This window comes from Nostoc sp. CHAB 5715, assembly GCF_020829685.1.
Lineage (GTDB): Bacteria > Cyanobacteriota > Cyanobacteriia > Cyanobacteriales > Nostocaceae > Nostoc.
The window spans coordinates 1-14,598 of record NZ_JAIVFR010000047.1 but is presented as its reverse complement, the minus strand read 5'-3'; the positions used below and the strand labels follow the sequence as shown (position 1 = coordinate 14,598).

13 protein-coding genes and 1 pseudogene are annotated in these 14,598 nt (G+C 41.4%); 7 read left to right on the top strand and 7 right to left on the bottom strand.

Translation table 11 applies throughout. The features are described from left to right. Nucleotides 1-227, bottom strand: a pseudogene (locus LC574_RS04485) (hypothetical protein); the annotation flags it as partial. A gap of 322 nt (nucleotides 228-549) precedes the next feature. Between LC574_RS04485 and LC574_RS04480 the strand changes: the two are divergent. Then, nucleotides 550-804, top strand: coding sequence for a type II toxin-antitoxin system Phd/YefM family antitoxin (locus tag LC574_RS04480; RefSeq protein WP_229451685.1), 255 nt, complete (start codon nucleotides 550-552; stop codon nucleotides 802-804). A 25-nt stretch (nucleotides 805-829) separates the two neighbouring features. Here the strand turns inward: LC574_RS04480 and LC574_RS04475 are convergent, their stop codons facing one another. Together LC574_RS04475 and LC574_RS04470 are read right to left on the bottom strand one after the other, a co-directional pair. Next, complete coding sequence (locus tag LC574_RS04475; RefSeq protein WP_229451684.1) at nucleotides 830-1,171, bottom strand: type II toxin-antitoxin system RelE/ParE family toxin; 342 nt, start codon at nucleotides 1,169-1,171, stop codon at nucleotides 830-832. Then, nucleotides 1,171-1,425 carry a type II toxin-antitoxin system ParD family antitoxin gene (locus LC574_RS04470; RefSeq protein WP_229451683.1) on the bottom strand — a complete coding sequence of 85 codons (255 nt, stop codon included), beginning with the start codon at nucleotides 1,423-1,425 and terminating at the stop codon, nucleotides 1,171-1,173. The genes LC574_RS04475 and LC574_RS04470 overlap by 1 nt, the downstream gene beginning before the upstream one ends. A 170-nt stretch (nucleotides 1,426-1,595) precedes the next feature. Between LC574_RS04470 and LC574_RS04465 the strand changes: the two genes are divergently transcribed. The 4 genes from LC574_RS04465 (at nucleotide 1,596) to LC574_RS04450 (ending at nucleotide 3,874) form a co-directional block, all read left to right on the top strand. Beyond that, nucleotides 1,596-1,877 carry a type II toxin-antitoxin system ParD family antitoxin gene (locus LC574_RS04465; protein ID WP_229451682.1) on the top strand — a complete coding sequence of 94 codons (282 nt, stop codon included), beginning with the start codon at nucleotides 1,596-1,598 and terminating at the stop codon, nucleotides 1,875-1,877. A 3-nt stretch (nucleotides 1,878-1,880) separates the two neighbouring features. Then, a complete protein-coding gene (locus LC574_RS04460) occupies nucleotides 1,881-2,171 on the top strand; it encodes a type II toxin-antitoxin system RelE/ParE family toxin (RefSeq protein ID WP_229451681.1) in 291 nt (96 codons plus the stop codon). Nucleotides 2,172-2,488: 317 nt separating this feature from the next. Further along, nucleotides 2,489-2,743 (top strand): hypothetical protein, encoded by a 255-nt coding sequence (locus tag LC574_RS04455; RefSeq protein WP_229451680.1) that lies wholly within the window; start codon nucleotides 2,489-2,491, stop codon nucleotides 2,741-2,743. A gap of 732 nt (nucleotides 2,744-3,475) precedes the next feature. Further along, the gene (locus tag LC574_RS04450) at nucleotides 3,476-3,874 is read left to right on the top strand and encodes a hypothetical protein (RefSeq protein WP_229451679.1); all 399 of its coding nucleotides are present in this window, start codon (nucleotides 3,476-3,478) and stop codon (nucleotides 3,872-3,874) included. Nucleotides 3,875-4,680: 806 nt separating this feature from the next. On the opposite strand, the gene LC574_RS04445 is transcribed toward LC574_RS04450, so the two are convergent. The 3 genes from LC574_RS04445 to LC574_RS04435 form a co-directional block, all read right to left on the bottom strand. Beyond that, entirely contained in the window at nucleotides 4,681-7,314 is a 2,634-nt protein-coding gene (locus LC574_RS04445) for an ATP-binding protein (RefSeq protein WP_229451678.1), read from the bottom strand. A gap of 181 nt (nucleotides 7,315-7,495) precedes the next feature. Then, complete coding sequence (locus LC574_RS04440) at nucleotides 7,496-7,723, bottom strand: hypothetical protein (RefSeq protein ID WP_229451677.1); 228 nt, start codon at nucleotides 7,721-7,723, stop codon at nucleotides 7,496-7,498. A 15-nt stretch (nucleotides 7,724-7,738) separates the two neighbouring features. Then, nucleotides 7,739-9,097, bottom strand: a complete 1,359-nt coding sequence (locus LC574_RS04435) for an ATP-binding protein (protein ID WP_229451676.1) — start codon at nucleotides 9,095-9,097, stop codon at nucleotides 7,739-7,741. Between the two features lie 307 nt (nucleotides 9,098-9,404). Between LC574_RS04435 and LC574_RS04430 the strand changes: the two genes are divergently transcribed. Continuing rightward, nucleotides 9,405-10,328 carry a Uma2 family endonuclease gene (locus LC574_RS04430; RefSeq protein ID WP_229451675.1) on the top strand — a complete coding sequence of 308 codons (924 nt, stop codon included), beginning with the start codon at nucleotides 9,405-9,407 and terminating at the stop codon, nucleotides 10,326-10,328. A gap of 78 nt (nucleotides 10,329-10,406) precedes the next feature. Further along, nucleotides 10,407-11,570 (top strand): S-layer homology domain-containing protein, encoded by a 1,164-nt coding sequence (locus LC574_RS04425; RefSeq protein ID WP_229451674.1) that lies wholly within the window; start codon nucleotides 10,407-10,409, stop codon nucleotides 11,568-11,570. A gap of 1,069 nt (nucleotides 11,571-12,639) precedes the next feature. On the opposite strand, the gene LC574_RS04420 is transcribed toward LC574_RS04425, so the two are convergent. Continuing rightward, nucleotides 12,640-13,077: a CAAD domain-containing protein gene (locus LC574_RS04420; protein ID WP_229451673.1), complete on the bottom strand. Its 438-nt coding sequence runs from the start codon at nucleotides 13,075-13,077 to the stop codon at nucleotides 12,640-12,642. Nucleotides 13,078-14,598: the final 1,521 nt, after the last annotated feature.

The window sequence follows — 14,598 nt, the reverse complement described above, 5'->3', positions numbered from 1 at the left end:
ATACGCAATACAATATTATTGTTGGAGATGCTTGCTGGATTAGTTTGCTCAAAAAACCTTCCAAAGTCATTTTGGGCTGTTCTATTATTAATTCCAACGAGAGAATCACCAGTTAATCTATGTTGCTCTAGATTTGAGCTTGATGTTGGTGACTGTGCGTATACTTGGCTTCCTAAGCTTGCAAAGGCTGCCGTAATTCCCAAGAAAGCAATAATTTTGGTGTTCATTTGTTTTATCCAAATTATCTTTAATATTGCTCGTGTTTATTCTCTGGGCAAATTATTTTGATTAACTCTATTGTTAGGTTCTACAATAATATTGTATTGCGTATATACTTAGAACGTCAATGATTCCGGCTCTATCTAAAGTTACTAATACTGTCATCGTATTGCTTAGATTTGTACAAGTTGGACAGTAGGGTTATCTAGTTCAGTTTCCAAGCGATCGCAGTTAAGTTCGTTGAGATATGCCAGGATGAAATCATTGAAAAATGCACTTATAGCCAGTGTTATCCTAAGAAATATTAGGAATTAACAATTACTTAGGCAAATGAGTATCACCGTTAATGTTTCTGAAGTAAGTGCTAAGTTTTCTGAATTGCTAAGTCAGGTATTACTTGGTGAAGAGGTCGTGATTGCACAGAAGGGTATTCCAGTTGCACGCCTAGTAGCTCTCACAGATACAGCCTCACCTCGAATTCCAGGATTGGATAAAGGTAAAGTTATCATTGCACCAGATTTTGACGAGCCTTTACCAGAAGATATCCTAAATGATTTTGACAGAGCGATCGCTCCACCAAAGTAATCATACAAGCGATCGCTATTCAATATCACTCCTGTTCTAAAATCCTTTCTATATCTTGCCCCGCATAGAGAATCCGCACAACTTCAATGCTTTCATCTCGCTCAAAGTAAAAAATTAAATATTTTTTAAATCCCTTAATAGCCCATTTACGTAAACCTTGTAAACGAAGATTATCCAGAGGATAACGGCTACCCATTCCAGGCATTCTTGCTAACTGTGCAAAAGTTTCTCCTTCGACTGCGCTCAGGACAAGTCTTACAGAGTCAAAAAATAAAAGAGCCGTGTCAGGGTTTTCTTGGGCAATGTAAGCAAAATACTCATCAATATCTAAACTGGCTTTGGGTGTAATGACTATCCGCTTTGTCATTATTTCTCTTGATGCATCTGGTCGATCAAATGTGTGCGTTTTTGCTGCCACCATTCATCATTAACTTCTATCGTCTCTCCACTTTCAAGTCCTGCAATTAAAAGTTCTTCTATATGTTCTTGCATCTTGCGTTTTTGGTCTTGAACGATCAACTCTTGTAGATATTCGCTAACTGAACCGTAGCCACCTTCAGCCACTTGTTCTTCAACAAAGGCTTTCATCGACTCAGGCAAGGAAATATTAATGTTACTCATAACCTTGGCAGTTAGGTTAAACTATTTTTTCCATCTTATCAAGCTTGTTAGGCTTTGTCTTTGAGGAAACCTTTAACGATCGCACCTTCGTTGATGAGAGAATAGCGATCGCTCGATCTTGTTTGTGGTAATAATATTTGCTACTTTTAAACTAAAAAGGATGTTCAGCCATGCCTAACATTGAGAAAATTAGTGTTGCTCTCACACCAGAAATAGCTGCTTTTGTCCGTGATGTGGTTGAATCTGGCGAATATGCCAGCAGCAGTGAAGTTATCCGCGAAGCATTACAGGACTGGAAGCAAAAACGTCTGTTGCGGTTGCAAAATATTGATGAAGTACGCCATCTTTGGCAAGAAGGAATTGACAGTGGTGCTGGGCAATATACAGATATTGAAGCTATTAAACAAGAAGCCCGTAGGCGTTTAGGTCAAGTTTCTCAAAAGGATGCGTGATTGGTGGGACGTTTTATCCGCACTGCTAAAGCCGAAGAAGACTTGATTGAAATATGGATTTACATTGCGGCTGATAATCCAACAGCAGCTGACAAATTGCTTGACCAGATTGATACAAAATGTCAAATGCTGGCTGATAATTCAAAACTTGGTCAAGCCCGTCCTGATATTGTATCAGGGTTAAGGTATTTTCCGGTTGGTCGCTACTTAATTCTTTACCGGAATATCAGCGAAGGTATTGAAGTCGTGCGCGTTGTGCATGGTGCAAGGCATTTGCCCGATATTATTTATTGATAAACTAATTGTTTTCTACAATCTCAATCGCCCTCACCTAGTTTTTTAATTACGAATTACGAATTAAGGCGTTGCTGAATCAAGGGATGATTCTTGTAGGGTGGGCGTCTCGCCCATTAGTGTCAACTTAACGTAAAAGCCATGTCCCGCAAGGAACTGAAGTTCCTTGGCTAATAGCTAAAGTCATCTAAAGATGACTAAATAATCCGAAAAATTTTTAGTCTACTTTAGTAGACTTTAGCTATAAGCCCTGAAATTCATTTCTGGGCGGGCGTGTCAGCCAACAGATAAGCGATTTTTAGCTTAAGTTGACACCAATGCGTCTCGCCCGCCCTGAAATACAAGGGACGGGCAAATCGCCCCATCCCACAAAACTAGCAAAATCATCCCGCAAATATGCAACGCCAAAAGTTTTAGTCCACTTGAGTGGACTTGAGCTAAAAGCCTGTGAAACTTATTTCTGTCCGGGCTGGGGCAATAGGGTTCAGTTAGAGCCAAAAACCTTAACCTGCGTAGGTTGGGGGGCTTTACACTTAAATTTTGCATTAGTTCCAACAACCGCCTCAGAATGAATTCTAAGGCTAATAGCTTAAGTCTTCTAAAGAAGACTGAGAAAAAAATAGTTTTAGTCCACTTGAGTGGACTTAAGCTAAAAGCCTGTGAAATTTATTTCTGGGCGGGCTAGGGGGCTAATCGAGAATCATGTTAAATAGCTCGGTACAACTCGAAAAGCCTAATTCCCTATTCCCTATTCCGTACAGACGCGATTAATCGCGTCTCTACCCACTCCCCGCCTACGTAGATAATTTCAAAAATCAAATACGATTCCTATATCCTATTAATACACTGCTTTTGCTCTAAATTTTGCCATGTAAGTTAACAAATTTAGATTCACTTCAGCATTACTTTCTGAATTAATTGGGTGTAATATCTACGTTTTTTGAATTGAAATCACTTGTCGTCACTAACATCGCGCTTTAAGTTACTAAAATAATGAGTTTAGTTACCACAACTACGATTTTTGTTACAAACATCATAATTTTCGTTACAATATTACGATTTTGTTACTAAAATAACGAGTTTAGTTACCACAACTACGATTTTTGTTACAAACATCATAATTTTCGTTACAATATTACGATTTTAGTTACCACCACTACAATTTTCGTTACAAACATCATAGTTTTAGTGGATATTACTTAAGTTATGGTTATATTGAACACCAGATTTGTGGATTTTACTCAACCAAAATCAAGCTTTAATAAGGCAAGCTAGCTCTAGAACACAATAAAAAGAACATAATTATGCCTCGTCAAAAGCGTACATATCGCGTTCTAGAAAAAGCTGAATTGAGAATGGCCGGACTTAAAGCAATTGATCCGAGTATGGATTTTGGGGATGCTCGCAACTTGCAAAGTATCACACAAGTAATTCAGCAGTACCGTAGCAAAATAGATGCTTATAATACTACTTTGGCTGTGATTGATTCTTACAAAAGTGAGATGAAAGAGTTGGAAACAACTTTGAGCGACTTGACAGAAAAAATGCTCCTTGGAGTTGCTTTTAAATACGGCAAAGATAGCCATGAATATCAAATGGCGGGTGGTGTTCGCAAAAGCGATCGCATCCGCAAAAGCACAGCGACACGTTTAAAGACGACTCCCAAGGAAGCGGCTAGTGAGGATACTAAAACTGCATCATAGCCTTAGTGGACTGGATGGAGCGATCGTAGAATGAATTGTTAAAAAATTGAATCTAAATTGCAGGGCTATTTCATTCTCATCTAGCCCGCCTCAGAATAAATTCTGAGGCTAATAGCAAAAGTCGTCTAAAGACGACTAAGAAAAGCTTTTAGTCCACTTTAGTGGACTTGGGCTATTAGCCCGGAACTTTAGTTCTGGGCGGTTATGTCTAGAACGAAATAGCCCTGTCTAAATTGAGTCTCTAATATCATGTTTGCATAATATAGTTATGCTAACCACAGTCATTGCACCCCACCCCCAACCCCTCCCCTTATTCTTGGGGAGGGGAGACAAAGCTACGCTTTGGCGGGGTGGGGTGATTTGGGTTTAATAAGCAATCAAGCGGACATGATATGATATCATGTTTGCATAAATAGTTATGCTAACCACAGTCATTACACCCCACCCCCAACCCCTCCCCAAAGCATCGCTACGGTGTACACACAAGTCGAATTACCCCCCTTAATCCCCCCTTGTAAAGGGGGGAAACAAGAGATTCTCGTTCCCTCATAATGTAGCGATCGCTAACTTTCTTTCCATTGGTACAGCTTGTAAAGGGGGGAAACAAGAGATTCTCGTTCCCTCCCCAATACATCGGGGAGGGTTAGGGTGGGGTAATTCGAGGACTGGTAGTGATTCGATAACTTGTGTGTACACTGTAGCCTTATTCTTGGGGAGGGGAGACAAAGCTACGCTTTGGCGAGGTGGGGTGATTTGGGTTTAAAAGCAATTAAAGAGAACGAGGAATAACTCCCCACTCCCCATTCCTAGACCTTTTTCCAAGGAAGTTTGACTGTAAAACGACTACCTTTACCCAACTGACTTTCAGCATGGACAGTACCACCATGCAACTCGACAATCTTTTGCACCATTACTAACCCTAAACCAGTACCTGTGGAATTACGGTTAGAGGAATTTTCAACTTGCACAAAAGGTTGAAATAATTGGAAAAGGTCATCGGAAAGCATACCAATACCCGTATCTATTACGCTGAAAAAGATATATTCATTTGTGGAATTTGGCTGGACTTCAATCCAAACTTTGCCTCCTTCTTTAGTAAACTTGATAGCGTTAGTCAAAAGGTTGATAAATACTTGGCGGATGCGGCTTTCATCGACTTGGATGGGTTCAATTTCTTCAGGTATTTGTACGCTCAGATGAATATTTTTCTGCAACGCTAAATGTTTGACAAAACTAAGACTAGAGTCACATATTCCTTGAATCGAAGTAGCAGCTAATTGCAGTTCTATCTTGCTGGATTCGATATCGGTAAGCTCAAGGATCTGGTTAATCAATTTTAGTAAATTCTTGCCAGTGGATTCGAGGATATTTAGGGACTGGCGCTGTTCTTCGGTTACAGTACCGTACACTTGATTTTGGAGTGCTTCTGTAATTCCCAGAATGGAGGTTAAGGGATTTCTCAGTTGATGGCTGATGTTTCTTAAAAAGGTGCTTTTGGCACGATTTGCAATTTTGGCAGCTTCTTGAGCCTCACGCAGAGCGGATTCTGCCTGTTTGCGTAAGCGAAGCTCGTCGTAGACATCGCATACTTCTAAAGTTAGGGTGACAAATTCAGCTATTGAGCTAACAAAGTTTTGCTCACTCAGTTCCCATATCCGGGGAATATCAATCTGTTCATACAATACTGTTCCCACCACTTCGCCCCCAACCCAAATGGAGGTATTAATTAGAGATACAATATTCTTTGGTTCTAGCAGTTCATCCCATAATTCTTGTATCCGTAGATCGGTGCGAGTGTCGGTGACGGCAATAATCCGCGCAGATGTCAGGGATTTAAAATAGATGGGATAATCTGCAAGGTTGCCTTCTAAACCTGCTGAATGTCTTTGATTGCTACGTTCATAGAGACTTATACATTGTAGTTTGGTGCGGTCACCATTGAATAACCACACACTGACTCGTTCTATTTCTAAAGCATTTGCTGCTTTCTCGGTAATAACTTTGAATGCCGTTTCTAGCTTTCCTTCTGAAATCGCCTTATGATTTGCCAGTTCTGCCAACACCTGATGATGCTGGCTTAGTATGCGCTCACTGTTAATCCGTACTTGAATCTCTTGCTGTAATTCTTGAGTTCGCTGCAAAACTTGCAATTCTAACTCTTCATTTTTGGTTATCTGTGCAGTAAAGGTTTTCCCTAACTGCTGTATCATCTCGTTAAAAGATGCAGCCAGCACCTCTAGTTCTTTAATGCCCTGTACTATCACCACTGAGTCTTCGCCATTAGTCAAATCTGCTAAATCTTTTGTCGCCGTGCTGAAGTACAAAATTGGCTGAGTTATCCAACGGGCGGTGATAATCCCCAGTAAAGTAGCTAATCCCAATGCTCCCAAACAAAGAAAAATTATGGTTTGAGTGTTGCGCTCAATTTGTCCCATAAAGTCTGCTTCTGGAACAGCCACTACTATTAACCAATTGACATTTAGTTCACCCTCGAAGGGTCTAATTTCTAAAAATTGTCGTTTACCGCCAAAGGAGAAATTTAGTTGCTGTAAACTTTGAATCTGGTCAAAGTTACTAAATTTAGTTGTTAAATATTTAGCGCTTGCTTGAGTCAAAGAATTCCCGCTCTGGGAAGCTGCGAACCTAACGGGTTTACCATTTTGTAAGCAGAATGGTTCTTCGGTTGTGGAACTTGCGACTAATAGCCCCGATCGCTCGATAATAAAAATTTGTCCAGACTTGCCAACTTTAATATTTTGCAGCAAATCTCCAATTTGTGATATATGAGTTAGAGCGCTGTTGACACCGAGTAACTGACCTTGGGAGTTATATATAGGTTGAGATGCACTAATCAGGAGTGTTGGTTCAGTGAGGGCTGTAAAAATCTGACTAAAGCTGAATTTTTTGGCGTTAACTGCTGCTTGATAATCAGGACGCGATCGCGCATCATAGTTTTTGATCACTTCTGGAAGTTGGGTACGTTGACCAAAAGAGTCAATTTTGTAAGTGTAGAGGTTGTACCCAGTTGACTTGTCGGCTTTTGTGAGTAAAAATTGGCGATCGTTGAGCTTTTCCACCGCTAAATATTCAAGTTGTTCATTGCTTGCCGTTAAAGCGATGGCATCAGGAAAAATCTCTAACTGCTTTATTAAGTATGACTCCCAGGTTGCCAAATTTTCCATCGGGAGCAACCCGATGTCAATGACATTTTGATTACCGCGCAGTTGTTGACGCAAAGTTGAGAGATAAGTCTGTAAATTCTGCTCTACTCGATTAGCGACTTCATAACGCAATTCGCTAGCTACCTCATTGACTGCCTTTTGCCCATTGTGAATCGATAAATATCCAGTTAATCCCACAGCTAGCAAGATTTGCAGCAGAAACAACGTTACCAAAATGCGACGTAGGGGTACGCCTTTAAACCAATTCGCAATTCGCAATGACGCTCGCGGACTCGCTAACGCTGCGCTAACGCAATTCGCAATTACGTTTTGTAACGGGGATTTTACCCCGACACAAAACGTGCTGTCTATAGAGGCTCTTGACTTAAACCCCCAAACTTTGTTAAACAGAGAAAAAACACCACTTTGCCCAGTATTTTTGTTCATCTGCCCACTCTCCCTAACTGTCCTGTAGTACTAAGTACAACACCTCTAGTTCGCTGTCCTGTGGGTTTATACATAGTTTGTACTCGGTCGGGTCAAGAGCCAATATAGCACTTATGGTAAAACAACAAAACGTTATTGGGCATTGGGCATTGGGCATTGGGCATTGGGCATTGGGCATTGGGCACTTGTACTGAGCGAAGTCGAAGTATTGGGCATTGGAAACTTCTTCCCCATGCCCCATTCCCCATGCCTCTTATCAAACTAAAGGCAATAAGATTTCAAATTTTGTACCGATACCAGTCTGTGAATGAAAACTTAATTTACCACCATGTCTTACTGTTATAATTCGATAACTTACTGCTAAACTAGTATTTTTACTATTCTTCGTTTCAAGAGAAAACGACTCCATAATTTGCTGTTGCAATTCTTGAGACATTCCAGGCCCATTGTCGGCAATGCGAATTAATATCCAGCGAGAATCTGGTGCATTTGGGTTGCTTGCTTCCTGGGAAATTACTTCTGTAGTAATCTCAATTCGGGGTTTTTGAACAGTTTTTGTATCTTCTCGATGCAACTGCTGTCGCACTGCTTCATTGAGTAAAGTATCCACAACTTCGCTGAAAATATTCATCAAAACTTGGCTTAACTGCCCCATAAAGCAATACACTGGGGGTAATTGACCGTAGTATTTGACGATTTCAATTTCTCCTTGAAGACGGCTATTAATTAATAAAATAATACTATCAATACAAGCGTGTAAATCCACTGGCTTGGGATAAAGTTCATCGATATGACAGAAGTTTTGTAAACTGGTGACAAGTTTTTTTAATCTTTCCGCTCCAGTGCGGATACTAGCAAGCGATCGCAACAAATCTTGTTCTAAAAAATCAAATTCAATCTCTTCTTTAAGAAGATTAATTGCATCAGAAGCTGATGGTAGCTCTTTTTGATAAGCCGCTATCAGCTTGAGCAAATCTTGGCTATAAGTTGAAACGTAAGTTATGTTACCCCAAATAAAACCCACTGGGTCTAAAATTTCGTGCGCTACACCGTCTACCAAACGTCCCAAATTTGCCATTTTATCATTTTGAATCATTTGGGCTTGGCTGCGTTCATATCTTACCAGATTGTCGATTCCTCGAATTTGCCAAGAAATAATATTCAATTCTTGGACATCTAACAATCTATAAGCACCAGATTCTGTTTCTACTACAATTGGTTCTGCTAAGAATTCTGGCGATCGCTTTAAGCTAAGTTGCATCGCAGTTAAAATCGATGTTGTATCAGCAAGCAGCAACATCGGTATCCGCGCATAGCTGTAGAGAACGGCTAATGGTTGCTGAACAAATAACTCTTGTCCGAATGGGCGAATCAAAAATTCCAGCAGTCGCCGCCGCGAAATCATCCCAATGAACTTTCCCTGTTCTACCAAAATTACTCCTGGTAGCTGGGGGTATTTTTCCAAAAAACTAGCCACTTCCATACCAGTGTGATTGATTTCCACTGGGAAGTTGTACATTGGTAGTTCTTGCAGGGTTGAATCTAAATCGATATCGCGATCGCTACCAAGAGACACAAATGGCGGTGAGATTTGGCAACTGGATTCTTCTGGCACTATACACCCTGATTTTTACAAATACTAGGTAAACAATAAGTTAATATTTTACATTCTGTCATCCTCTAAATCCGGTTTCGGTTTAGATTAGGACTTACGCACGCTCTACGAATTCTTGGCGTTCTTGGCGTCTTGGCGGTTCGATAAATTAAGCTTTTGGGCGATTTTTGCGTAAGTCCTATAGATATCTAGCGCAAGGCGACTGGAAGTAATAGGTGTGCGATTTCTAATCTGGGTGGAGAATATTTAGAGAGCGATCGCAAGCTACACTAAAAACAACCTTTACAAAAAGTGCAAAGGTAGCGTTATGACCTCTGTAACCAATCCATCCACCGCCCTCACTCCTTTTCCCGACCATACTCAACTTCCAGAGTCCGATGGCACGTTTGTGAAAAATTGGCAAGAGCATCCCCAAAGTATCTTACTAACTGACTCGATTACACCCGTCCTCAAGCAAATAAATCCTGAAGGTCAATATTGTATTGGCCAAGACTTAGGCATTTACTGGCGCTTGACTGATCCCCCTGAAAAAGGAGCAGAAGCACCGGATTGGTTTTATGTACCGAATGTACTGGCTACACTGAATGGGCAAACGCGACGTTCTTATGTATTGTGGCGAGAGTTTATTGCCCCGTTGATTGTCTTGGAATTTGTCTCTGGAGACGGTAGTGAAGAACGAGATAAAAAACTCCACCCACAAGGGGATGGAGTTTTTGGGCATGGGGAATCGGGCATGGGGCATGGGGAAGAAGTTACCAATGCCCAATGCCCAATGCCCAAAGCGGCGGGGCGGCTATCCAGGAACACCCACAAGGGGATGGAGTTTCCCGCCGCTTTCGATAAAACTCCTTGGAAGGGTAAATTTTGGGTTTATGAGCAGGTGATTCGTCCTCCCTTCTACGGCATTTATGAAGCGAGTAAAGCCAGTCTAGAACTTTATCATCTGATTGAAGGACAGTATCAGATTTTAGCAGCAAATGAACGAGGACATTATCCCATAGGCTCCTTAGAAGTTGAATTAGGTTTATGGCTAGGAGTTTATCAGAATGTGGAATTACCCTGGTTGCGTTGGTGGGATTTACAAGGTAATTTGTTGTTGAGTGGCGATGAAAGAGCAGAACAAGAACGTCAAAGGGCAGAACAAGAACGTCAAAAGGCTGAACAGGAACTTCAAAGAGCCGATCGCCTAGCTGCCCAATTGCGATCGCTCGGCGTTGAACCAAAAGCCTAATATTTTTCTATGAATTACAATTAAATCTGTGGCTTAATTTGTTTAGATACAAGTTTTACTGCTACCAGGGTAATCACGATGACAAATAGACCTCCTTCTGAACCGGAGTCATCCCAAAGAACTGCCCTTGGCTTTGATGAATTTATAGCCATACTGATTGCTTTCGCCACTATCGGAGCAATTCTTTTTTGGTCATTGTCGCGCAGGGATTCTAGCTGGAACTTAAACGGGTTGCTGTCGCCTTCTTCTACTCCGTCTCCTAGTATTCAACCAAATCAAGTATTGCCTTTCCTTACTCCCAAGGTAGAACTAAATGCAGCCCCCAATAACGTTTTGCCGTCATCTCCACCTGAGGCTGTTGTTGAACCCAAGACACCTGCATTGCCAACTAATAGCGCAACTTCTTCTGGCGCAGTGTTACCATCGGCTCAGGTAATCCCAACTCAATCCCCACAACCACAGTCACCTGTATCCTCTTCAGCAGGACTTGAGTCATCAATTACATCATCAGCGTTGCCTTTAGTAACTCCGGCAAAACAAAAATCTATTATTCCGCCGCCAATTGCATTTAACGATGTGCCCAATAACTTTTGGGGTCGGCGTTTTATAGATGTTCTTTCTTCCCGTGGTATTCTCATGGGCTTTCCTGATTATTCTTTTAGACCAAATCAGCCTGTAAACCGCGCCGAATTTGCTGCTATCCTGCAAAAAGCCTTTGAGCAAGAACCGTCTAAGCCTGCGATCGCATTTCAAGATATACCAGCAAAATTTTGGGCTACTTCAGCAATTGACCAAGCCATCAGTGCCGGATTTCTCAAAGGCTACCCGAAAAAAACCTTCAACCCACAACAAAATATTACGCGAGTGCAAGTTTTAGTTGCCCTTGTTAGTGGGTTGAATTTGAAAGCACCCACTTCCCCAAATCAGATTTTAAGTGTCTATAAAGATGCTAAAGATATTCCAACCTATGCTACTAGCAAAATAGCTGCTGCTACAGCCAATGGTCTAGTAGTTAACTATCCAAATCCACAAATTCTTGCTCCTAACAAAGTAGCTACTCGGGCTGAAGTGGCGGCGATGATTCATCAAGCTTTAGTAAAACGGGGCAAGTTGGAGGGAATTTCATCTCCAAACATTGTGCGTAGGCGTAGCTCGCACTTCGACCCTTCTCTGCGAGACGCTGCGCGTAGCTTGCTTCCACGAAGTGGTACGACAAGCTCAGGGCAACGCAAAGCTCAGTGACCACCGCAGGCATTGGGTAGCGTGTCTCCAAAACCTCCCCCACGCCAAAGCAGAACCTAAAAGGTAACTTGTCCACAGGAGGCTAGTACCGCAAGGCGGAAGTCAAAAGTTAACACTGAGCGGAGTCGAAGTGTCAAAAGTCAAAAGAATCGCTACCGCTTTTAACGTAATTCCTAATTCGTAATTACAGCTATTTTCAGGTAAATAGACCACGCGGTAGGGGTTTAGCAATGCTAAACCCCTACGATAGATGTGGTTCAAATACATGAAAACTGCTGTAAGCTATAGATAGCTTAACTGTTGCCTTCCTCACCCGCCTAGAACTAAAGTTCAAGGCTAACAGCTAAAGTCTACTGAAGTAGACTAAAAATTTTTGGCTATATTTAGTCATCTTCAGATGACTTCCGCTATTAGCAAGGAACTTCAGTTCCTTGCGGGACATGGCTTTTACGTTAAGTTGACACGTATGAGCATTGCGCTTTACCCCTACAACAGATGTGGTTCAAATACATGAAAACTGCTGTAAACCAAACGTGAGTTCGACGGCTTATGTGCTGTTCGCCTAACGAGACTGAATCAAAAGACCCTAAGAGGTGTTTACTATGCAAAACCCTCCCTCTCCGATTTGGAGAGGGACAGACTTGAACTTTAGTTCAAGTCAGGGAGAGGTTTATCAATAAGGGGAAAAGGTAAAAACCTCGCAAGAAAGTGGGCGAAATAATCCTTGTATCGCAAGGTAGGTTGAAACCCCACTCCTAGTGTCGGGCTTAGTTTAATTGCGAACTTGTACTGAGCTTGTCCTGAGCGTAGTCGAAGTATTGCGAATTGCGAATTGCGAATTGGCTTCATCGAACTCACGTTAAACCAAAGGTTCAGAGAAAGCGACCTCTAGAAGTCTGATCGCCGACTTCTAACGATCAGACTTCAGTGATTTGCAATTAGAGCTTACTTCTACACAGGAGCAAGCTACGCATAGCGCCTTGCCCTGAGCTTGCCGTACCACTTCGTGGAAGCAAGCTACGCAAAGCGTCTCGTAGAGAAGGGTCTCATAGAGAAGCGATAATCACTATTAAGCTTCTGGAATTTGTTGACCAATCACTTGTGATTTAAGAGTGGTGATTTCACTAGTTAACTCTTTCCTGGTTGAGGCTTTGAGTAAATAACGGTAAACAAACCAAGCAGAGTAACCAATACCGATCAACTCAAAAGTAGGTGCTACCAAGGGGATATCATTCAAAGCATCTAATATTGCCAAGAGTACTTTAACCCCAACAATTGATCCCACAATTAAACCAACAGTGATCAGGGGTTGCTTATATTGATTAAAGAAGCTTCCCAGATATTCTGGCAATGTTGCTAAAAAGGTAGAAATTTGCTCACCATATTTTTGCCATTCATCTTGAGACTGTGCGGGAGGCTGGAGTTTGGTGATGGTTCCTGTTTGGCTGTTGATCTCTGCCACTGTAGTCTCTTTGGATGCGGTTTCGGTAAATTCTTGTTCTGGCATTTTCACTCCTATAAATTTGACAGTTGAGTTTTTCTAATCTGGATAATTACAACCAAAAGTCTGTTGATTAGGTAATGCACTTGTGCATTAGTACAATTGCGTAAAGGACACAAAAGGGTTTTAGTGTCCTATAACTATAATTGCCCCATAATATCTACTGCATCAACTACAAGGTAGACACTCAGGAGGAGGATAGAACTAAGAAGGCAGCAGAATGTATTCTGATCAGCTTTCTGAGTTCTTTTTTTGAATCAACTGGAATCCTCAGGTTGTGATTATCCCATTCCGTGTCATTCGCTCATAATCGTACTAATTTAAGTACAAATCTGGCAAAAATCAGCCCACCTCTCATTTATATAAGCCTAAAACCCGATTTTAGCCGATATTAAAGCTATCTTAAGCCGTGTCCCTCAATTACGCATTCGTATTGATATTAATACGGAATAAAATTTTTGTGTGTTCACACAAACTAGACTTTTAAGCTCTTTTATGATATCTCTGCCTTGAAGATGAGAGGGTAGGGAGAGGAGGGGGAGCAGGGGAGGCAGGGGAGGATGAGGGAGATGAGGGAGACAAGGCCCATACGTGTCAACTTAACGTAAAAGCCATGTCCCGCAAGGAACTGAAGTTCCTTGCTAATAGCGGAAGTCATCTGAAGATGACTAAATAATCCGAAAAATTTTTAGTCTACTTTAGTAGACTTGAGCTATTAGCCTTGGAATGAATTCCAAGGCGGGTGAGGAAGTTAACAGATAAGCGATTTTTAGCTTAAGTTGACACCAATGGACAAGGCCAATAACCAATGCCCAATGCCCCATGCCCCATGCCCAATGCCCCATGCCCAATGCCCAACAAATGTCAAAGCTTTTGTTTTTTTCCTGATTGTATTAATTTTATAAGGAAGCAGTTAAGGTAGAGTAGTGCCATACCTGATGACAAGAACTCATTGTTATCAACCGCATATTGAGGAAAGTGTTGTGGTAAGGCGAAGACAGTCTCAGATAGGTCTTTAGTGCAGGGAATTATTTGTTGCTGCTGAAAAAAGTGAATTCTATTCGTTCTCATTAATTGTACTTAGCAGCATTGCTATCAAATATACTTTTACTATATAAGGTTATGTTAATTATATAGTAAGTAATGATTTGCTATTGCTATAAAAGAAGATAATGTAAATGTTAATCACCAATTAAAGTGTTTGCACAAGCTAAACTGATTTAGTGATTTTTGCGGGAAGGCAAAGAGGTTTGAGAAACTTCAACTCAAAAGCCAACCCTATCGACAGCAGTTCAGAAAGCAAAAAAGTGTCAGCCGAAGAGCGATCGACAGACGAACTCCCGACCATAGAATTTCCCTCACGAGGGAAATTCTATGGTCGGGAGTTCGTCTGTCGATCGCTCTTCGGCTGACACTTTTTTACTCGACAGTTGAACCTTTTTACTCGGCAGTTGAACCTTTTTACTCGACAGTTGAGCCTTTTTACTCGGCAGTTGAGCCTTTTTACTCGGCAGTTGAGCCTTTTTG